Annotated in this window: 24 protein-coding genes and 1 pseudogene; 11 read left to right on the forward strand and 14 right to left on the reverse strand. The window is 64.1% G+C overall.

Translation table 11 applies throughout. The features are described from left to right. Positions 1-24: 24 nt before the first annotated feature. Positions 25-231, reverse strand: coding sequence for a YgaP family membrane protein (locus tag EV148_RS10165; protein ID WP_131997526.1), 207 nt, complete (start codon positions 229-231; stop codon positions 25-27). Between the two features lie 43 nt (positions 232-274). Continuing rightward, complete coding sequence (locus EV148_RS10170) at positions 275-1,561, reverse strand: NAD(P)/FAD-dependent oxidoreductase (protein WP_131997529.1); 1,287 nt, start codon at positions 1,559-1,561, stop codon at positions 275-277. 141 nt (positions 1,562-1,702) lie between these two features. Here EV148_RS10170 and EV148_RS10175 point away from each other — a divergent pair, with 141 nt between their 5' ends. Then, complete coding sequence (locus EV148_RS10175) at positions 1,703-2,041, forward strand: ArsR/SmtB family transcription factor (protein ID WP_199222759.1); 339 nt, start codon at positions 1,703-1,705, stop codon at positions 2,039-2,041. 29 nt (positions 2,042-2,070) lie between these two features. Here EV148_RS10175 and EV148_RS10180 read toward each other — a convergent pair whose 3' ends face one another. Then, a complete protein-coding gene (locus EV148_RS10180) occupies positions 2,071-2,553 on the reverse strand; it encodes a hypothetical protein (protein WP_199222760.1) in 483 nt (160 codons plus the stop codon). A gap of 222 nt (positions 2,554-2,775) precedes the next feature. Here EV148_RS10180 and EV148_RS10185 point away from each other — a divergent pair, with 222 nt between their 5' ends. Beyond that, a complete protein-coding gene (locus tag EV148_RS10185) occupies positions 2,776-3,471 on the forward strand; it encodes a DUF2238 domain-containing protein (RefSeq protein ID WP_131997532.1) in 696 nt (231 codons plus the stop codon). A gap of 9 nt (positions 3,472-3,480) precedes the next feature. Here EV148_RS10185 and phbB read toward each other — a convergent pair whose 3' ends face one another. After that, positions 3,481-4,212, reverse strand: coding sequence for an acetoacetyl-CoA reductase (phbB, locus tag EV148_RS10190; protein WP_131997535.1), 732 nt, complete (start codon positions 4,210-4,212; stop codon positions 3,481-3,483). A gap of 176 nt (positions 4,213-4,388) precedes the next feature. On the opposite strand from phbB, the gene ftsH reads away from it, so the two are divergent. After that, complete coding sequence (gene ftsH, locus EV148_RS10195; RefSeq protein WP_131997537.1) at positions 4,389-6,230, forward strand: ATP-dependent zinc metalloprotease FtsH; 1,842 nt, start codon at positions 4,389-4,391, stop codon at positions 6,228-6,230. 242 nt (positions 6,231-6,472) lie between these two features. Here ftsH and EV148_RS10200 read toward each other — a convergent pair whose 3' ends face one another. Continuing rightward, complete coding sequence (locus EV148_RS10200; protein WP_131997540.1) at positions 6,473-8,260, reverse strand: PHA/PHB synthase family protein; 1,788 nt, start codon at positions 8,258-8,260, stop codon at positions 6,473-6,475. Positions 8,261-8,366: 106 nt separating this feature from the next. On the opposite strand from EV148_RS10200, the gene EV148_RS10205 reads away from it, so the two are divergent. Next, positions 8,367-8,903, forward strand: a complete 537-nt coding sequence (locus tag EV148_RS10205; protein WP_131997542.1) for a GNAT family N-acetyltransferase — start codon at positions 8,367-8,369, stop codon at positions 8,901-8,903. A 46-nt stretch (positions 8,904-8,949) separates the two neighbouring features. Here the strand turns inward: EV148_RS10205 and EV148_RS10210 are convergent, their stop codons facing one another. Together EV148_RS10210 and EV148_RS10215 are read right to left on the reverse strand one after the other, a co-directional pair. Further along, positions 8,950-9,156, reverse strand: a complete 207-nt coding sequence (locus EV148_RS10210; RefSeq protein ID WP_131997545.1) for a dodecin family protein — start codon at positions 9,154-9,156, stop codon at positions 8,950-8,952. A gap of 40 nt (positions 9,157-9,196) precedes the next feature. Continuing rightward, positions 9,197-9,547, reverse strand: coding sequence for a hypothetical protein (locus EV148_RS10215; protein WP_131997548.1), 351 nt, complete (start codon positions 9,545-9,547; stop codon positions 9,197-9,199). A gap of 175 nt (positions 9,548-9,722) precedes the next feature. On the opposite strand from EV148_RS10215, the gene mgtA reads away from it, so the two are divergent. The 3 genes from mgtA to EV148_RS10230 all read left to right on the forward strand — a co-directional run bounded on the left by mgtA (position 9,723) and on the right by EV148_RS10230 (position 13,428). Beyond that, positions 9,723-12,335, forward strand: coding sequence for a magnesium-translocating P-type ATPase (gene mgtA, locus EV148_RS10220; RefSeq protein ID WP_131997551.1), 2,613 nt, complete (start codon positions 9,723-9,725; stop codon positions 12,333-12,335). 146 nt (positions 12,336-12,481) lie between these two features. Then, the gene (locus EV148_RS10225; RefSeq protein ID WP_131997554.1) at positions 12,482-12,928 is read left to right on the forward strand and encodes an Hsp20/alpha crystallin family protein; all 447 of its coding nucleotides are present in this window, start codon (positions 12,482-12,484) and stop codon (positions 12,926-12,928) included. A 62-nt stretch (positions 12,929-12,990) separates the two neighbouring features. Beyond that, entirely contained in the window at positions 12,991-13,428 is a 438-nt protein-coding gene (locus EV148_RS10230) for a universal stress protein (protein ID WP_131997557.1), read from the forward strand. 47 nt (positions 13,429-13,475) lie between these two features. On the opposite strand, the gene EV148_RS10235 is transcribed toward EV148_RS10230, so the two are convergent. The 3 genes from EV148_RS10235 to EV148_RS10245 form a co-directional block, all read right to left on the reverse strand. Then, positions 13,476-14,198, reverse strand: a complete 723-nt coding sequence (locus tag EV148_RS10235; protein ID WP_131997560.1) for a murein L,D-transpeptidase catalytic domain family protein — start codon at positions 14,196-14,198, stop codon at positions 13,476-13,478. Positions 14,199-14,497: 299 nt separating this feature from the next. After that, entirely contained in the window at positions 14,498-14,935 is a 438-nt protein-coding gene (locus EV148_RS10240) for a universal stress protein (RefSeq protein ID WP_131997563.1), read from the reverse strand. A gap of 14 nt (positions 14,936-14,949) precedes the next feature. Next, positions 14,950-15,387, reverse strand: a complete 438-nt coding sequence (locus tag EV148_RS10245; RefSeq protein ID WP_131997566.1) for a universal stress protein — start codon at positions 15,385-15,387, stop codon at positions 14,950-14,952. Positions 15,388-15,502: 115 nt separating this feature from the next. On the opposite strand from EV148_RS10245, the gene EV148_RS18490 reads away from it, so the two are divergent. Then, positions 15,503-15,664 carry a hypothetical protein gene (locus EV148_RS18490; protein WP_158287423.1) on the forward strand — a complete coding sequence of 54 codons (162 nt, stop codon included), beginning with the start codon at positions 15,503-15,505 and terminating at the stop codon, positions 15,662-15,664. A gap of 60 nt (positions 15,665-15,724) precedes the next feature. Here EV148_RS18490 and EV148_RS18495 read toward each other — a convergent pair whose 3' ends face one another. Together EV148_RS18495 and EV148_RS10250 are read right to left on the reverse strand one after the other, a co-directional pair. Beyond that, positions 15,725-15,889, reverse strand: a complete 165-nt coding sequence (locus EV148_RS18495; RefSeq protein ID WP_158287424.1) for a hypothetical protein — start codon at positions 15,887-15,889, stop codon at positions 15,725-15,727. A gap of 11 nt (positions 15,890-15,900) precedes the next feature. Continuing rightward, a complete protein-coding gene (locus EV148_RS10250) occupies positions 15,901-16,287 on the reverse strand; it encodes a universal stress protein (RefSeq protein ID WP_131997569.1) in 387 nt (128 codons plus the stop codon). A 312-nt stretch (positions 16,288-16,599) separates the two neighbouring features. Between EV148_RS10250 and EV148_RS10255 the strand changes: the two genes are divergently transcribed. Both EV148_RS10255 and EV148_RS19145 read left to right on the forward strand, forming a co-directional pair. After that, positions 16,600-16,791, forward strand: coding sequence for a DUF3247 family protein (locus EV148_RS10255; RefSeq protein WP_131997572.1), 192 nt, complete (start codon positions 16,600-16,602; stop codon positions 16,789-16,791). Positions 16,792-16,803: 12 nt separating this feature from the next. Further along, positions 16,804-16,902: pseudogene (locus tag EV148_RS19145) on the forward strand (hypothetical protein); the annotation flags it as partial. A gap of 26 nt (positions 16,903-16,928) precedes the next feature. Here EV148_RS19145 and EV148_RS18915 read toward each other — a convergent pair. Both EV148_RS18915 and EV148_RS10270 read right to left on the reverse strand, forming a co-directional pair. After that, a complete protein-coding gene (locus EV148_RS18915; RefSeq protein WP_241988050.1) occupies positions 16,929-17,357 on the reverse strand; it encodes a hypothetical protein in 429 nt (142 codons plus the stop codon). A 77-nt stretch (positions 17,358-17,434) separates the two neighbouring features. Further along, positions 17,435-18,139: a TorF family putative porin gene (locus EV148_RS10270; RefSeq protein WP_131997578.1), complete on the reverse strand. Its 705-nt coding sequence runs from the start codon at positions 18,137-18,139 to the stop codon at positions 17,435-17,437. 228 nt (positions 18,140-18,367) lie between these two features. Here EV148_RS10270 and EV148_RS10275 point away from each other — a divergent pair, with 228 nt between their 5' ends. Next, a complete protein-coding gene (locus EV148_RS10275) occupies positions 18,368-18,985 on the forward strand; it encodes an RNA polymerase sigma factor (protein WP_241988051.1) in 618 nt (205 codons plus the stop codon). Position 18,986: the final 1 nt, after the last annotated feature.

The raw sequence follows: 18,986 nt of genomic DNA on the forward strand, positions 1-18,986 counted from the left end.
CTCAGCGCAGTTGGCAGCCATCGCCTATTTGAACGCACAACCGCCCCCCGGCACACCGATCTTCCTGAAGACGATCGCAGCCGGGCAGAAGCCGGTCATGCTCGCCTGCAGGAGGTTCAGGCCGATGAATGCGGTCAGCAGCAGCCACCAGGCGGAAAAGAAGTGCACCAGCAGTACGCTGACGAGAATCATCACGCCGGCGAACGCCATTACGGCTCGATCGAGATTCATGACATCGACTCCTTCATTCACGTGGAAATTGCGTGCAACCTGCCTATCCATGCGTGCGACGTTCCTTGAGGCGCTCGATCCCGAGCGCGGCGAGGACGTACTTCTCGTAGATCGGTTCGGAGGTTCCGTTACGCATCTTGTAGAGGAAGTACTTCTCGAAACCGATCTTCGCCAGATGGGCCCATTTGCCCACACCGGTCCAGGTCACGTTGCGCGGCGGGATCTGCGGCAACGCGACGAAGGCGGCACCGGTATCGCCCATGTCGGCGAGGCAGACGGCGTTCCATGTGCCCTCGTAGTCGGCGGCCTCGCCTTTCAGCTCGGCCTCAATGTTGCGCACGACGGTGCTGACCATCGACTCGATCATGAAGCCGGTCTTCGGCGCTCCCGTCGGTACCGGCGTAGCCTCCACCGGCGGAATCGCGACGCACACGCCGGCGGCGAAGATGCGCGGATACTTCGTGCTTCGCTGATGCGAATCGACGGCGACGAAGCCGCGCGCATTGCAGAGCGACGCCACCGCAGCGACCGCAGGCACACCGCGGAAGGCGGGGATCATCATCGAGTAGCGAAACGGCACGGTGGTCGGAAGCGCCAGTTGGCCTCGTGCATCGAGCTGCTCGACATCCATCCCGTCCGCGCGCACCGTCGCGACGCGCGCGTTTTCGATCCACTTGATGTGGCGCTTGCGAAACTCCGACTCCATCAATGTCTTGGAATCCCCGACGCCGCCGAGGCCGAGATGCCCGAGGTAGGGCTCGGAGGTGACGAACGTGATGGGTACGCGGTCACGGAGACGGCGTTTGCGCAGATCGGCGTCGAGGATCATCGCGAACTCGTACGCAGGCCCGAAGCAGCTCGCGCCCTGCACCGCGCCGACGACGACAGGACCGGGATTCGCGAGGAAAGCCTCGTAGGCATTTCTCGCCTGCTGTGCATGCGATGCGGTACAGATCGAATGCGTATGGCCGTCCGGGCCCAGTCCCGGAATCTCGTCGAAGGCGAGATGCGGGCCCGTGCAAAGTACGAGGTAGTCGTACGACAGACGCACACCTTCGCCCGTCACCACGGCGCTCTCGTCCGCGCAGATGCGCTCGACACCGTCAGAGCGGAACGCGATGCCTCGCCGTGCCACATGCGGGGCGACGGGCATCGTGATGTCTGCCGCGTCGCGCCAGCCGATCGCCAGCCACGGATTGGACGGCGTGAAGCCGAACGCGCCTCCTCGCCCCACGAGCGTCACTTCGTGGGAAGGTCCCAGTGTTTCGCGCAGTTCGTACGCGGCACTCATGCCGCCCAAGCCTGCGCCGACGACCACGATCTTGGACATATGACGTTTCCCGGCAGGGCCATCCTTAATATATTATCTATTTCATATATAATAATCAACTGATATTACGCGATGCTGGACGGGTTAGACTGCGCACCACCGCGCGGTTCGCCGGGCGATGTTTCGCAGGAGGAGCCGTCGATGGCGCGCGGCAGAAGATCGGTTCCCGGGATCGACCCCCAGCGGATGCGCGCGCATTCGCGCGATGCCAGCCGGCTGCTCAAGACGCTCGGCAATGAGAGTCGTCTGGTGATCCTGTGTCTGCTGGCCGAAGGCGAGCGCTCCGTGACGCAACTCAACGAGCATCTCGACCTGAGTCAACCTGCGCTCTCGCAGCATCTCGCAGTGTTGCGTGACGAGGGTCTCGTGACGACGCGACGTGAAGCGCAGACGATCTACTACGCGCTCGCGCCTAGCCCCGCCACACGAGTCGTGCAAGTTTTGCACGACATCTATTGCGGCGCCGAATCGAAGGGCTGACGCCGCCGTGAGGTACGTCCTTCGCTCTTTCATGACGTGCCTCGGCCACGGCCATGCGGCGCCCCATGCCGGACAGCCGTCGACCTGCGGAGTTCGAAGCGGCTGACGGAAATGCCGAAGTCGAAACCTTTTCCCTTCGCCGCCAGCGCGAGCGACACCGGTCCCTTCGTCAGGACGCGCGCAGATCCTGCACGTGCCAGGCCCACTTCACCACCGACGGCGAGGTAGGACCCGAGGACCTCGTCGATGCTCCCGACATGGGAGAAGACGCCTCTTCCGTCGGTGATCTTCCATCTGCCCGCGGCCAGGCCGACTCCCTTGGCGCTGATGTCGACGAGCACCGTCGCCCCGTCGCTGCAGAATACGACGCCCTCGCCCTTTGCGCTCGAATAGAGGGCGGACCATTCCTTCGAGGTGAAACTGAGATGGCACCGCAAGTCCGAGTCTTCCGCGCGAGCGCCCCCGATCATTGCCGGCGCGAGTGCCATCACGATCCACGCTGCCGCTTTCATGGTGGCCTCCGTCAGCCAGTTTCAGGGCCGACACTACGCCGTGCGAACGCCTGTGCATTGACGCGCATCAAGTTCGCCGACGCCCGGCTTCCGGTCATCCGTAAGTGCCATTCGCATCGGTAGCGTGTCTCGCCGGCCCGCGCGCGTGTAGGATGCATTTCGTGAAGCGACGATGCGAGCGGGCATCGATCCGAGCCCGCGCGTGACCCTACGGAAGTGCGCATGAAGCGATGGATTGACATCCGACTCGCATACCCCGCCAGCTTGCTGGCATCGTTCGCCGCGATCTGGCTCGCCCTCGCTTGGCGCCCCTGGTATCGACAGGACTGGCTGCTCGAAAACGCACTGGTCCTCCTCGTGCTGCCATTGCTAATCGCCGGCGCACGGCGTTCACGATTGTCGAACGCCGCCTATACCTGCCTCTTCGTGTTCCTCTGCGCCCACGAGATCGGGGCTCACTACACGTACTCGATGGTTCCGTACGACGAGACGTTCCGCTCACTGAGCGGGCATTCGTTGAATGAATACCTGGGCTTTCGTCGCAATCATTTCGATCGCCTGGTCCACTTCATGTTTGGTCTGCTTCTCCTGCCGGCCACATCGGAGATGTTGAATGCGCGCGTGCGCATGCGCGGCGCATGGGCGTTCATTCTGCCCATCCTGGTCGTCGAAGCTTCGTCTGCGATCTTCGAGCTGGTCGAATGGGCCGCAGCGCTCACCTTCGGCGGCGACCTAGGTCAGGCGTACCTTGGCACCCAGGGAGACGTTTGGGATGCCCAATGGGACATGGCTCTGGCGCTGCTCGGGGCTGTCGTCGCACAGTCGGTGCGCTGCCTGGGCATGCAGCACAGGTCACGAGGCAGCCCTGGCGCACTGTTGGCATTGCGTCACGCGCTGCGGTTCCATGGCCCCCTGTGACACGACCCGTCAGGCCATGTACTGGCCGCCGTTCGCCGAGAAGGTCGCGCCTGTGATGAAACCTGCTGAGTCTTGAGCGAGGAAGGCGACGATGCGTGCGACATCCTCCGGCTCGCCGAGCCGGCCGACGGGGATCGTCGCGAGGATCGATGCCATGACGTCGTCGCGGACGGCGGCGACCATGTCGGTGTGGCAGTAGCCCGGCGCTACGCAGTTCACGGTGATACCGAAACGGGCGCTCTCCAAAGCCAATGCCTTGGTGAAGCCGATGACGCCTGCTTTGGAAGCGGCGTAGTTCGTCTGCCCGTACTGCCCCCTCTGGCCGTTCACCGAACCGATATTCACGATCCGCCCGAACTTGCGGGCCCGCATGCCTTCGATCACCGGGCGGCACATGTTGAACAGGGAACCGAGGTTGGTGGCCAGCACGTCCGTCCATTGCTCGCTCGTCATCCGATGCAGCGGCGTGTCGCGCGTGATGCCGGCGTTGTTCACGAGGATGTCGACCGGACCGAGTTCGCTCTCGACGGCGGCGACGCCACGCTTGCAGGCGTCGAAGTCCGCTACGTTCCATTTGAAGATCCGGATGCCACTTTGCTCATGGAGCATGCGCGCGCTCTCGTCGCCGGCGTGATAGACGGCTGCGACGTGGTAGCCCTCCTTCTGCAGCATTAGGCAGATCGCGCGACCAATGCCACGTGTTCCTCCAGTCACCAAGGCCGTACGACCTGCATCCGCCATTGGAATTTCCCCGCGCTTCGTTCCGCCCGACGCTAGCTTCCTTGGATCCAGCAAGGCCGGATTGATGCATGTCAACTTCACGGTGCTCGCTGATGACCCAGGTCAATTCCATGCGATGTCGAATACGAGAAGCTTGAGCCGTCGCCTCGACCGCTCGGGAATTGCATCGCGCACTCATGAAACGGCAACTCCGCTTTTCGCTCTGGTACGGCATCTTCGCCCTGATCGTGCTCGTCGTCGTCGAGCGCTATGCGGTATCGCTCGTAGAAGTCGAGACGATCCCTTACAGCCGGTTCGAGACGGATCTGAAGGCGGGCGAGATCGAGGATGTCATCGTCACCGAAGAGTCGATCCGTGGCACCTACAAGGCGCACGAACCGGCCGCGCGGCCGCGTCGCTTCGAAGCCGCTCGCGTCGAACGCGACATCGCAGCGGAACTTACGGCAGCCGGCGTGAGCTATCGCGGAGCATCTTCCTCCGGTTGGTTCGAGGGGATCCTTGGCTGGTTGGTTCCACCGCTGATCTTCCTTGCGTTATGGATGCTGTTTACGCGGCATTGGGGCGCCGGACGCGGCTCTGGCCTGATGACGATCGGCAAAAGCAATGCCAAGGTCTATCTCGAGAAGTCGATTCGGACCACGTTCGCCGACGTCGCCGGCGTCGACGATGCGAAGGCTGAACTGGAAGAAGTCATCGCCTTCCTGCGCGACCCGGAAGGCCATGGGCGCCTGGGCGCGCACGTCCCTAAAGGTGTGCTGCTCGTCGGACCGCCGGGCACGGGCAAGACCTTGCTGGCGCGCGCGGTGGCCGGCGAAGCGGGTGTCCCGTTTCTTTCGATCAACGGGTCTGAGTTCGTCGAGCTGTTCGTAGGCGTCGGTGCCGCTCGAGTACGCGACCTGTTTGAACGGGCGAGGGAGCAGGCGCCATGCATAATTTTCATCGACGAACTCGACGCGCTCGGGCGCGCCCGCGGAAGCTCCCCCGTCAGCGGCGGGCAGGACGAAAAAGAGCAGACACTGAATCAGCTCCTCTCCGAACTGGATGGGTTCGACTCGCGCAGCGGCGTCGTGCTGCTGGCAGCAACGAATCGGCCGGAAATCCTCGATCCGGCACTGTTGCGAGCTGGGCGCTTCGATCGCCAGATCCTCGTCGATCGGCCCGACAAAGTCGGCCGCCTCGCGATCCTGCGTGTGCACGCGCGCAAGGTCGTCCTGCACGGCAGCGTCTCGCTCGACGACGTGGCATCACTCACCGCCGGCTTCACGGGAGCCGATCTCGCCAATCTGGTGAACGAAGCTGCCCTCCTTGCGACACGGAGGAATGCGGCCGCCGTGGAGCAGATGGATCTCAACGAAGCGATCGAGCGCATTATCGCAGGGCTGGAGAAGAAGACGCGCATCCTTTCGCCCAGCGAACGACGCACCATTGCATATCACGAGATCGGTCATGCACTCGTCGCGCTCGCCCTGCCTGGGGCCAACCGCGTGCAGAAGGTTTCGATCATCCCGCGAGGAATCGCGGCGCTCGGCTATACCATTCAGCGGCCACTCGAAGACCGCTTCCTCATGTCGCGCGGGGAACTCGGTGACAAGCTCGCCATTCTGTTCGGCGGTCGAGCCGCGGAATCCATCGTTTTTGGCGACACTTCGACAGGCGCGGCTGACGACCTCGCCAAGGCGACCGGCATCGCGCGAAACATGGTCCTCCGTTACGGCATGGTGCCGAAGATCGGCCATGTGAGCTACGATCCTGGGGCAAGCTCGATGCTGGACCCGGCCTCCGATCCATGGAGGCCTCGATTGTACGGCGAGGCCACTGCGGCGACCGTCGATGACGCCGTGCGTTCGCTTCTCGACGCCGCGTTCGAGCGCGCCCGATCCATCCTTTCCTCCGAGCGAGCCGCTCTCGACCACGCCGCCACGATTCTTCTGGAACGCGAAACGCTGTCAGGAGACGAACTGATAAGCATGCTCGCTCCGTCGGCGCTTTCCCCCGCCACGCCGTCGACGAAAGTCTGAGATCTGAGATCGGTGCCACACGGCGCCCCGGCGCCGGCAGCTCGTTGTCGCGCTGGTCGACGCTCTCCCGCGATTGCTTCATTTGATCTGCATCAACATCCTGCGGAGGCAGGAGCTCATGCTGGCCTCAGGCCGCGCGTGAGCGCCGCCAGACGGATTCTCCAACTGGGAGAACCACGGGGCAGTGCTTTCGGAGGCCGGGGAGACCCGGCCTCCTCTTTGCACTGCCGGACGATAGAGCCCTACCTCGTCAGAACGTATTCCCCTGGTGCATCACAGAGGGCGGTCGAAGTATTGTCCGAAAATGATCGCGGCTCACCGGAATGAGCATCCAGCCATTCGATCCAACGCGGCCACCAGGATCCCGATACGACCGGACTCGACCGGCGCCATGTCTCCGCATCGAGGTAGCGGCCTCCGGGAAGTCGACACCCTGCACGATAGTGCTGACCAGGCTGGTCATCGGGCGGGGCCACGATGCCGACATTGTGTCCACCGCTCGCCAGCACGAAGGTGAGGTCGGAGTCGGTCTGGATATGCAGCTTATACACGGACGGCCACGGAGCGACGTGATCGCGCTCGGTGCCGACGACGAACAGCGGTAGGCGCACGTCGCCGAGGGAAATCGGCTTTCCGTCCACCTCGTAGCGCCCTTCAGCGAGGTCATTGTCAAGAAACAGCTTGCGAAGGTAGTCGGCGTGCATGCGATACGGCATGCGCGTCGCATCCGCGTTCCATGTCATGAGGTCGTCGGGTGTCTCCCGCTCCCCGAGTAGATACTCCCGAACGAGTCGCGACCAAACGAGGTCGTTCGAACGCAGCAGCTGGAACGCGCCGGCCATCTTCCCCGCATCGAGGAAACCCTGCTCCCACATGAGATCCTCGAGGAATGCGACCTGGCTCTCGTCGATGAACAGGGTGAGTTCCCCGGCATCGGTGAAATCCGTCTGCGCGGCAAGAAAAGTGGCCGATGCGAGACGATCGTCGCCGTCCCGCGCCATTGCCGCAGCGGCGATCGCAAGTAGCGTACCCCCGAGACAATAGCCTGCCGCGTGCACGCGCGCCGCAGGAATGAGTTCTCCGATGACGTCGAGCGCCGCGCGTATTCCGAGAACGCGATAGTCGTCGAGCGATAGATCGCGATCTTCGGGACCTGGATTCTTCCACGAGATCATGAAGACGGTGTAACCCCTGCCGACGAGGTAGCGGACAAGAGAATTCCGGGGAGAAAGATCGAGAATGTAGTACTTCATGATCCACGCGGGCACCACGAGCACGGGCTCCGGCCTCGCGACGCCGGTCACCGGCGAATACCGGATCAGTTCCATGAGCCGGTTGCGATAGATGACCTTACCCCGTGTCGCGGCGATATCTCGGCCGACCTCGAGAGCACTTGCGGAAGGCACGTGACCCACCGCGTCAAGCGCGTCGTCGATGAGATGATCCATGCCGCGCACCAAGTTGAATCCAGCCTCGCCAAGGGTGCGATCGACCACTTCAGGATTCGTTGGAGCGAAGTTCGCCGGGCAGAACATGTCGAGCCATTGTCGCGTTGCGAACGACACGACTTGCTCGTGATGGCGCGTGACGCCGCGGTTGCCAGTCATCGCGTTGTGCCACCATTGTTGCTGCAAAAGAAATGACTGGTGAATAAGGTTGTAGGGCCAACGCTGCCAGGCGGCCGCGCGGAAGCGGTGGTCCTGAGGCAATGGCTCGATGCACGCGGCTGCGCGGCGCGTGCCATACGCGCTGCGGACCAGGTAGTCGTAAAAGCGCAACAGCTTGCTGGCGAACTTTTCGACCAGACGCAACTGTTGACCGGGTGAAGCAGCGAGATGGCTAACCCAATCCGCGTACGCAGCGGCGATGGCGGCCGGATCGAGTCCGGCCGTCAGCCGCGCGATACCCGCATGGATTGATCGGTCGAACGTATCGGCCAGCGCAGTCGCGCCGTAGGAATCGCGCTCGAGGGCGATAGTACCGGGCGAAACCATGTGCGGTTTTCTGGTGCCGTCTGTGCTCGTCTGCATGACTCCTCCGCGGTGAGAGGATCCCGGAACGGAAACGCGACCTTCTTGACCGAGATCAACGACACGCCGAAGCGGCAGCGGATAGTGCCGCACAGGAGGATCGACCATGAATACGAAGCCCAGTTTCACGCCTCCCAGCGTCTGGACCGAGCAATTGCGTGACGGCCTCGTCGTGCAGATTCGCCCGCTGCGCCCCCAGGACATGGACTGTGAGCGCGCGTTCCTTACTCGCCTGCCCCAGGACGGCCTGGCGCGCCGCTTCGTCACGCTGGTGAAGCCCATCGACGACACCGTCGTGCGGAACCTGACCTGCCCTGATCCCGCGTGCGAAGTGACCATCGCCGCGTTCGCCCGCACAGGCGAAGGCGAAACCGAAATCGGCGCGGCCACCTATGTCATCCGCCCCGACGGGCTCTATTGCGACTGCACCGTGACCGTCGATCCCGACTGGCAGAAGCTCGGGGTCGGCCGCGCGCTGATGCGGCGTCTCATCGACATCGCGCGCGCGCATGGAATTCGTCGCATGTACGCGACGACCGAGCACCATGCGGGCGCGCATGCGCTGGGCGAGCATCTCGGATTCCATGCACGCCCGGACCCCGAAGATCCGCTCGTCACGACGTACGAACTCGCGCTGCCTTGAAGGTGCTGTCGACCTGCGGCCTCAGCCGCTCGGCAAACCTAGCGACCTACTCGACCACGAACGTCACGCGCATGCAGACACGCCACTCTTCGATCTCGCCATCCGGCGCCGTGACGACTTTCGTTTCGCTGATCCAGGCGCCGCGAACGTTGCCAATCGTTCCCGCAACTTTCGCCAAGCCGGTGCGCACTGCATCCTCGAAACCCTTCCTTGATGCGGAGTTGATCTCGATGACTTTGGCCACTTCGCTCATGACAGGCTCCAGTTGACTCGTTGGGATCCCTTCGGGGTGGTCAGGCGACAGCCAAGGCGCTGTCCGCCAATTCCGGATCCAACTCGCCGAACAATCGACGCGCCAGGTTCATATAGTCGGAGAACATCTCGCGCGCGACATCAGCTTCGATCATCGCGAAGTCGATCGGCAATGCGCACGTCGCCATGCGCGACAGCGCACGCACGTCCTTGGCCCAGCGCTCGATGAGGAAGCGGGTCCAGTCGCCCCGTATGCCCGCGGCATTGACGAGCCATGCGGACCAGATGTCGAGAGGCGTCTGCCCTGGAATCGCCACTGACGCCTCGGAATCGTGTGTCATGTCGCTCGCACCGGAACGGATCGGGGTCGAGACTAGTCCGTAGCCCAACAAGGAGAATTGATCGACGTCAATTCACGGTTGCCCGAAGCCCGTCCGGATTTGATCCGCATCAAGGATCCATTCGAAGTCGGCGCTAGATTGGAATCGCCAAGGCTGCTGCAGGTGCGCACGTGGTTCTCCGCGGTCAGTATCGACCGGCACGCCGCAGGCAGACGGCATCGTGACGATGCGCCGCCTGCTGACATTCCGGCGAGATCGTTCTGGTCCTGGTCGATCGGGCCAGTTGTCGGCGCAGCAGGCCGCTGAATGCGCCGCGGGCGAGCTGTTCCACCGAGTGCGGGGCGACACGGGCGGCCTGTCCACTGACGAGGTCGCGCGGCGACTGGAGCAATACGGCTTCAATGAACCGGTGTCGAAGTCGCAGGAGAGCCTGGCTTCATCACTGCTCGCACAGTTCGCCAATCCGCTGATCCTCACCCTCCTTGCTGCGGCGGTCGTATCGGGATTCCTGCGCGACCTGGTCGGCGCGTCGCTGATATCGTTCATGGTGCTGCTGAGCGTCGCGCTCAACACGGTCATCGGCGCTCGCTCACAGCGTGCCGCGGCACGATTGCGCGACAAGGTGACGCCTCTGGCGACTGCGCTGCGGGATGGTGCATGGATCGATGTCCCCCGACGCACGCTGGTGCCCGGCGACATGATCCGCTTGTGCGCCGGTGATCGGATACCCGCCGACGCCCGGCTCATTTCAGGCCGCCTGCACGTCCAGCAGGCAGCGCTCACGGGCGAGTCGATCCCGGCGGAAAAGCACGCTGTAGGGCGCACCGGACCCGACGCGCATGGAGCAGACGCGCCACATCTGCTCTTCCTCGGCACTTCGGTCGTCGCAGGAACGGCCGAAGCCCTGGTGTTCGCGACCGGCCGAGCGACGGCCTTCGGCGACGTCGCCGAGGCATTGACCCACCGCCCGCCACCGACGGAATTCGAACAGGGGCTTGCCTCGTTCGCACGCATGATCATGCGAACCGTGCTGTACCTCCTTCTATTCGTGCTGATCGTCACTTTCGTGCTGGGGCGCCCACCCTTGCAGTCGTTGCTGTTCGCGCTCGCTCTCGCGGTGGGGCTCACGCCGGAATTCATGCCCGTCATCACGACCGTCACGCTCGCGCGCGGAGCGGTCCGGATGGCCAAGCAGAACGTGATCGTCAAGCACCTCGCCGCCATCGAAGATTTCGGCAGCATGACCGTTCTGCTGAGCGACAAGACCGGGACGCTCACGACCGGGGAGATGTCGGTCGTTGCCTCCACCGACGCCTATGGACGGGATGCCGATGCAGCGGCCTGCCTCGCAGCCATCAACAGCGCGCTGGAGACCGGGATCCGCAGCCCGTTGGACGCTGCCCTGCTGCGCGACCGGCGCTGCGACCCGACCACATATCGAAAGATCGACGAGGTCCCGTTCGACTTCGAGCGACGCAGATCCAGCGTCGTCACGGATCTCGACGGGCAACGCGAACTCATCGTCAAAGGCGCTCCGGAATCGGTCCTTTCCCGATGCAGCTGCATCAGTGACGGCGCGCACGACTACCCGCTGGACGAAGGCGCGGTGACACGCAGCACGCAAGCCTATGAGGCTTTCGGCGAACGCGGCCAACGCGTGCTGGCCATCGCGCGACGGCGCGTGCCCGTCAAGGACCACTACTCGGCCGAAGATGAAACGGACCTCGTCCTCGTGGGATTCGTCGCGTTCGCCGATCCGCTCGTCGACGGCGTGGCGGAGTCATTGCGATCGCTCGCCGCCGATGGCATCTCCGTGAAGATCCTGACGGGAGACAATGCCAGCGTGGCGCGCAGCGTCTGCGGCGAGGCCGGCATCAACATCGCCGATGCCACGGGCGGCGACGTGCTCGACGATATTCCCGATGCGGCGCTCGGTGTGCTGGCGGAACGCTGCAACCTTTTCACGCGAGTTTCGCCTTCGCAGAAGCTGCGCCTCGTGCTCGCGTTGAAAGAACGCGGCCACGTCGTCGGGTTCCTGGGCGACGGCGTCAATGACGCGCCTTCGCTGCACGCCGCCGACGTCGGAATCTCGGTCATGAATGCGGTCGACGTCGCGCGTGATGCCGCCGACATCGTGCTCGGCAACCGGGACCTCGGCCTGCTTCACGAGGGGGTACTGCAAGGGCGCCGCGCGTTCGCGAACGTCATGAAATACCTGATGATGGAGACCAGCTCGAACTTCGGCAACATGCTCAGCATGGCGGCGGCGGCGGCCTTCCTGCCGTTCCTGCCGATGCTGCCGACGCAAATCCTCCTCAACAACCTCCTCTACGATCTCTCGCAGACGATGATCCCGAGCGACAACGTCGATGCTGAACAGATACGGCACCCACGACGCTGGAACGTGACTGCCATACGCCGATTCATGTACGTCGTAGGCCCGGTAAGCTCCTTGTACGATTTCCTGACGTTCTTCGCGCTCCTGTACTGGCTGCACGCGACGGAAGCCTTGTTCCAGACCGGGTGGTTCGTCGAGTCGCTGGCGACGCAGACGTTGGTCCTTTTCGTCATCCGAACGCAGGCGAGCCCCCTGCGCAGTCGCCCCAGCCTTCCCCTCGCCGCCGCGGCGCTCGGCGTCGTGGCCGTCGCGCTGCTGCTGCCGCTCTCGCCGCTGGCGGACGACTTCGGGTTCGTACCGCTCCCTGCGGCGTTCTACGCATTCCTCGGCGGCGCAACGACCACGTACTTGGCAATGGTCCAGCTGGCCAAGCAGCTTCTGGGGCTGCTGTCTGATCCGATGTCAGTCCAAGCAGCGCCCGCGCCTGAGGGATCCAAATAGCGGTGCAGCAAGCAAGCCGGCCCGGGGATCTCGCCGTGCATCGGCCTGCTCGATTGATCTGCATCAATGTTGCAAACGGATGCCCGCGTATCGTGAACATGCCCCTTCGGGCTTTCGAGTTCATTGAATGCAAGGAGAGACCTATCATGAGTGCGCTGACACGCTGGAATCCTTTCAAACCGCTGGCGCGTTTCGACGTCGCGAGCGAGTTCGATGATCTTCTTCGTGGCTTTCCGATGCGGTCCGCGTGGCGCGACATGGACCTGCAGCCCGACATCCGTATCGATGTCAGCGAAGATGCCGGTGCATATCGCGTGAAAGCCGAGATGCCCGGCGTCGAGAAGGAAGACATCGAGCTCTCCATCGACGGCAACCTGGTCACGATCGGCGCCGAGGTCAAGCGCGACATCGAACGGAAGGAAGGCGAAACCGAGCTGTACGCGGAGCGCTACTACGGCAAGGCACGCCGGTTGTTCTCGCTGCCGAGCGAAGTCGATGGCACGAAGGCTGAAGCGCGCTACGACAAGGGGGTCTTGTCGATCACGCTTCCGAAGAAGCCGAACGGCCAGACTCGCAAGATCGCGATCTCATAGCGCTCGCCTGCGGGCATCCGTCGACGACGGGTGCCCGCCTTGACCAGCACGGAGTCCCTTCCATGTTCAAGCGCGCCCTCGTACCGATCGATGGCTCGACGCTATCGACGAAGGCCTCACGCGCCGCCATCAAGCTCGCGGCCGAAGTCGGGGCGCGGCTCGTGGCCTTTCATGCCGTACCGACGTTTCGCACCTTCTCGTACGAGGTGCCGATGCTCGCAGATACGGCACGAAGTTACCGTGCTGCCTGTGTCGTGCGTGCACGAAAATTGCTGGGCGACGTCGCCGCCGAGGCTCGCCGAGCTGAAGTGACCTGCGACGAGGTGCACGTGTACAGCGACCAGCCATATCTTGCGATCCTTCGTGAAGCCAAGCGCAAGCGTTGCGATCTCATCCTGATGGCGTCACACGGACGCAAAGGATTGCGTAGCCTGCTGCTTGGCAGCGAAACGCAAAAGGTGTTGACGCACGGCGACGTGCCCGTTCTCGTCTACCGCTGACGGAGCAAACCGTCTGCTCAGAGTTCCTGGGCGACGACCGCAATTCGCTATGATCGAGGCGGGTCGCAGTCACCGAGGTATTGCGACCTCGAAAGCCAGTCCGGGTCGGGATAGTAGGCAAAAAGGAAGGAACCCTTGTTCATCGTATCGATGAGGGAACGAGCGATGGCGGGGCGCACCGCCGGGCAGCCGAAACTCCTCCCTAGTCGTCCTTGGGCGCGAATGATCCCATCATTCACGTAGTCCGCTCCATGGATCACGATTGCACGCTCCATCGCCTGATCATTGAATCCCGGCTCGAGCCCGCGCAGTCGCAAGGAATATCCGTTGTGGCCCGAATAACTGCCCGCGTTCTCGAAGACACCGATGCTGGATTCGAGGCTGCCGGGCCTGTTGGAGAAGTGCTCGGCGAGATCTCCTCCGCTATTGCGGCCATGCGCGACATGCTCCTCGAATAGCAGGTTCTGGGTTGCAACATCGAATACCCATAACCTCGGCTCGGACGATGGGCGCGAGTAGTCGATGACCGCCAAGATGCGGTCGGCCTCGTCGGCCCGCCTATTGCGGCACGCTAGCGCACTTGTCGCCATTTCGAGAACTCGTGGATTGGCCGCGGGAGCGGCACGCCAAAGCGCGCGCGCCGACGCTGCAATGGTCGCCGCCTCGGAGGCTGTTTCGAGCCTCGCTGCGCTGCAGACTCCTTGAAGAAAAAGAGCGGCAGCAAGCGAAGTGACTGCAAGAAGAATGTGCTTGGATTTCACTCTTGGCATCATCTGCTTAGCATATCAGCCATACATTCTTGACTCCATCAATCCCATATTTCGGCCGTAGCCGTTAAATTGTAGTTACCAAGGATATCGTCGCTGCTACATCTACTCGCGGCTTCCGTTTGATTCGCAAGCTCCCATTCGGCTCATCGTTTCCGCAGAGCGAGCGAAGGCTCGCCTTGACTCGTTGCGCCATCGACGAGTTGGCTCGAATGCAACGGACACGGATCAAATGGGCCGTACCCCAATCGGGACACTACGGCGGCGCGGCCGGTGGGGCTTCGCGGAACTCACGGATGCCGTCAACGGTACACGAGCACTGGGATCGTGCTGTGGGTGAGCACCTTCTGCGTTTCACTGCCGAGCAGTAGCGCGCCGAGTCCACGACGTCCGTGCGAGGCCATCAGGATCAGGTCGCAGCCATTCGCCTTCGCCGCTTCGATGATCGCGCCGGCCGGATCGTCGGTCGTCGCGTGGCGCGCGTCGCACGGCACGTCGAGCGCGCGCGCCGCCTTCTGCACGAAGCGCAGGCGCTCGTTCGCGTACGCCTGCGCCGCCTTCGCGTAATCGCCGCGGCTCGTACCGAGCAGGTCCATCATCACGTCGCTCGCGTGGAACCTCGGGATCGCATGGAAGGCGGTCACGCGCGCGTTCATCGCGTGCGCGAAGCGGATGCCCTTGCGCACCGCCTTTTCCGACAGCTTCGAGCCGTCGGTCGGAATGAGGATGTGTTCGAACACGGCGGCGCCTCCGCTCAGCGGTAGACGAGCACGGGCACGGTGCTGTGCGTGAGCACCTTCTGCGTTTCGCTGCCGAGCAGAACGCCCTGCAATCCCCGGCGCCCGTGCGAGGCCATCAGGACGAGGTCGCAGCGCTTGCGCTTCGCCTCGCGGATGATCGCCGCCCAGGGCTGGTCGCTCGACGCGTGCGCGGTGTCGCAGGCGACGCCGGCCTTGCGCGCTTCCGCGGCGACGGCCGCGAGCAGCGTGCGTGCGCGCGCGGCCGAGGCCGCGCGGTACTCGCCGGCGGTGTCCTCAAGCATCTGCGCATCGAGCGTGAAGGTGCGGAACTTCGGGATCGCGTGGAACGCGACGAGGCGCGCGCCGGTACCCGCGGCAAGGCGGATCGCGGCGCGCACCGCCTTTTTCGACAGGTCGGATCCGTCGGTCGGAACGAGGATGCGCTGGAACATGGCGATGTCTCCGCAATAGATCTTCATCTTCGAAAGTACGCCGCCCCACGATCGGCTCGTTGACGTGCATCAACTCGGGAGCGGTTAATCGTCGTCAAGCAGGCGCTCGCCCGTCGTGATCGTCGGCACGCGCCGCGATCTTCGCCGGAGCACTCGCGTTCGCCGCCGACGGCAAGGCACGCGCGTCCATGTGGCACGGGTCGAGGGCGGCAACACAGTGGTCTCGAACCTCAAGGCGGGCAAGATCAACGGCCGCGTCACGCTCGAACTGCGCTGAGCGGCGCGACGGCCCCGCCACGCCGGGTGGCCTTCCGTCAATGCTCGGTCCGATAGAGGATCAGCAGAAGCGTAGCGATTCAGCACAGCAGGATGAACAACGCCCACCCCATCCCATGACGACGCCAAGGCCGCGACGATGGGTCCAATACATCGTGCCGGCGACGAGCGACGGCACCGCGACCAGCGCGGTGATTAGCAGCAGTACTTCATTGGCGTGGTTCATGGCGTCGCTTCTCAGTTGCGCATGAGCACGGGTAGCGTCGCTTCGTGCAGGACCGTGCGCGTCACGCCGCCGAACGCCCACTCGCTGAAGCGCGACCGTCCATACGCGCCCATCACGAGCAGATCTGCGCCGACCTCGCCCGCGGCGGCGAGGATCGCCTCCCCTGCGCGGTCGTCGGGAGCGAGGATCGGCTTCACCGTCACACGCACATCATGCTGCGCGAGCCAGGCCAGCACGTCGAACGGTGGCAACCATCCCATCTCGATCTCCGGCGCGCGCCGCGGACCGTCGAGCAGCACGATACTCGAGGCGTGATGCAGGAGCGGCAGTGCGCTGTGCAGCGCGCGTACCGCTTCCGCCGACCCGTTCCAGGCGATCGCGATGCAGCCTCGCGGCAACCCCTAGGAGCGCTCTTGCCCATGGTGGTATCGGTCGATATGCGAAATCGAATGTCGGCCGTAATCGCCGTCGGTGAACTTATCCGGGAGATTCCGGAGCCCGACAGGACTCGCTACGTGAGTCGCCTTCAAGGCGCCATGAGTACCGATGTCGTAGCGAATGTCATCGCGATCAAGGATGAATTGGAAGCTAGCGGGCGAACTAGTTGACCCCCAACTATCGCACGTCCGCTATGCACGCATCGTCGACGATCGCATTGAGTATATTCGTCTTGACGGACCCGATGCCGTTGTCGCGCCCCTAGCGTTCGGATGGTCACGGGTAACGACGGGCAACGGATCACCGGCACGGTGGTCGAGCGACCGGCGCTGCAGCTGTTCGAAGACGCGGCCGGCAACGAGGGTTTCAACGCGGTCGTGCGCATCGACGACCCGGCCGCTCCGCCCTGGACGGCCCATGTCTGGCTCAGCGACATCGGCGACGTCGATCGCCTGATCGACTGACGCGTCGCGTGCATGCACTCGCCGATCCGCTCCGCGTTCGCTGTTTCGCTTCCCGTGCACGGACGCCCGCGTGGTCAGCATTTCTCGAATGCGGACATCAAGAAGCCCAATCCGGGCGAGAACTTCGTGCAGCTGCGCTATGCGTACCTGCTCGCGCCCCGATCGCGCACGGCGTGGCGCGCACGACTACGCGATCCCGCCGGCGCCGCGAAGATCGCCGCGAGCAGGCAGAGGAAGCCGACGACCGCGACAGCGCCGTGGACGAGCACGAGCCACTTCGGCAGCGGAAGCGCCTTCCAGTGGTAGTTGAGGTTGAGCACGACACCGCCGAGGGCCGCGCCGAGGAACAGCACGAGCGCGACATTGCCGAGCATCGGCAGGCCGGTCGTGAACGCCGCGTACAGCAGCAACGTTGCCGCGGCCGCCGAAAGGAACCCGTGCAGCATCGCGAGGGCGATCGGCGGGTGCGGCTTGCCGCCGAAACGGATCAGCGCCATCACGACGCCGCCCGCCGCGGATATGGCGAGCAGCACCGCCGCGGTTTGCATGACGAGCATCGGTTCCATGACGTCTCCTCGCTGCAGCGACGCACGCGCGCCGATGCGATCATTCGGCGCCCGGATTGAACGCGATCCAAACGCGATCAGAAACTCCAGACCACCGAGCCGACCCATTCCGCCTGCGACGACAACGTCGCCGTGAAGCGGTCGCCGAGGAATTCGTACGACCAGACCAGCGAGTCGGTCCAGATCCGGCTCGCATAGAGGTAGACGTCGCCTGCGCCATAGCTCGCGCCAATGCTGCCGTAGCGGTAGCTGCGCTCGCCGCGCCCGCCCGGCACCGCGATGCCCAGGCCGAGGTCGGCCGCCAGTCTGCCCGCGATGGGCCGGTGGAAGGTGGTCTCCGCCCAGGCACTGCGATGCGTCTTGCCCGAACCGCCGAAATACATGTCGGTCGCGTTCGGCGACCATGTGATCGATGCGCGCCAGAAACCGCGCCAGCCCACCGTCGCATTGAGTTCGTCGTAGCGCAGGCCGTCGCGGCGCCCGTGGCGCACGGCATCGTAATGGAGCACGCCGAGCTTCGCGCTCCAGTCGTCGTCGAGCTGCCAGCGGCGATCGAGGTAGAGGCCGAGTTGCGCATTGCGCGCGCGCCCGGACAGGTGCACCGACGTGGCGCCGATCCCCGCGACCCAGCCGTTGCCGAATTCGCAGTGCGCGTCGGCCAGCGCCGCGGGGCGCCCGTCGGTCAGGCTGATGCCGCGATAGATGTTGTCGGTCGATACGCCGACCGCTCCGCCGCAGGGACCGAGCGCACGCGCCCCGGGAGCGAAGGCGAAGAGGACCACGCCGGCCACCGATGGCCAGCAACGAGCAGCGAAGACCCTCGATTTTCCTTGAACGTGCCGCAAACGCTGTCTTCCCCAGGCAGTGGCGGCGTGCGATTCCGTGCTCGAATCCGCATCCGTGCTCCGTCGGCAGGCGCCACCATTGCACCGGGGCGGCCTGCGGCGCAACCTTTCTACCCGCAACGGGTACCCATGCTCGAGGACGGCCATCGGCGGAGCCTGGATCGCGTGAGCCAGAGAAGGACAGACCACGACCACGCCGCGGGTTCCGAAACGGAGCTCGAGTGGCTGCGGGCGATCGCGCGCCAGGATCGCACCGCGTTCGAGCAGTTGTATCGAAGCTACCACGGCCCGCTTTCGCGTTTCCTCGCCCGCTTCACCGCGCGCCGCGACCTGATCGAGGAAATGGTCAACGAAACGCTCTGGGTCGTGTGGCGTACTGCAGGCAGCTTCCGTGGCGAGTCGAAGGTACGCACCTGGATCATCGGCATCGCCTATCGCTGCCTCATGAAGCAGTTGCGCGATCACCCCGCCGAACCGACCTACGGCGCCGGCGATCGCGACCAGGAAGCATTGCACGAAGTCGCACCCGACGAGTCCGAGGCGCGCCAGGCGGAACTCCGCGACTGGCTGCGCCACGGCATGGCGCTGCTGCCGGACGAACAGCGCATGACGATCGAACTCGCGTATTACCTCGGACAATCGTGCGAGGAAATCGCGGCGATCATGAACTGCGCGGTCGGCACCGTGAAGGCGCGCATGTTCCACGCGCGCCTGCGCCTTCGCAACACGCTGCCCGCGCTCGGCGGCGATGCCGTTCCTCAGTCCCATTCCGCACAGGCTTGAC

The sequence above is a fragment of the Dokdonella fugitiva genome (assembly GCF_004342425.1).
GTDB classification, from domain to species: domain Bacteria; phylum Pseudomonadota; class Gammaproteobacteria; order Xanthomonadales; family Rhodanobacteraceae; genus Dokdonella_A; species Dokdonella_A fugitiva.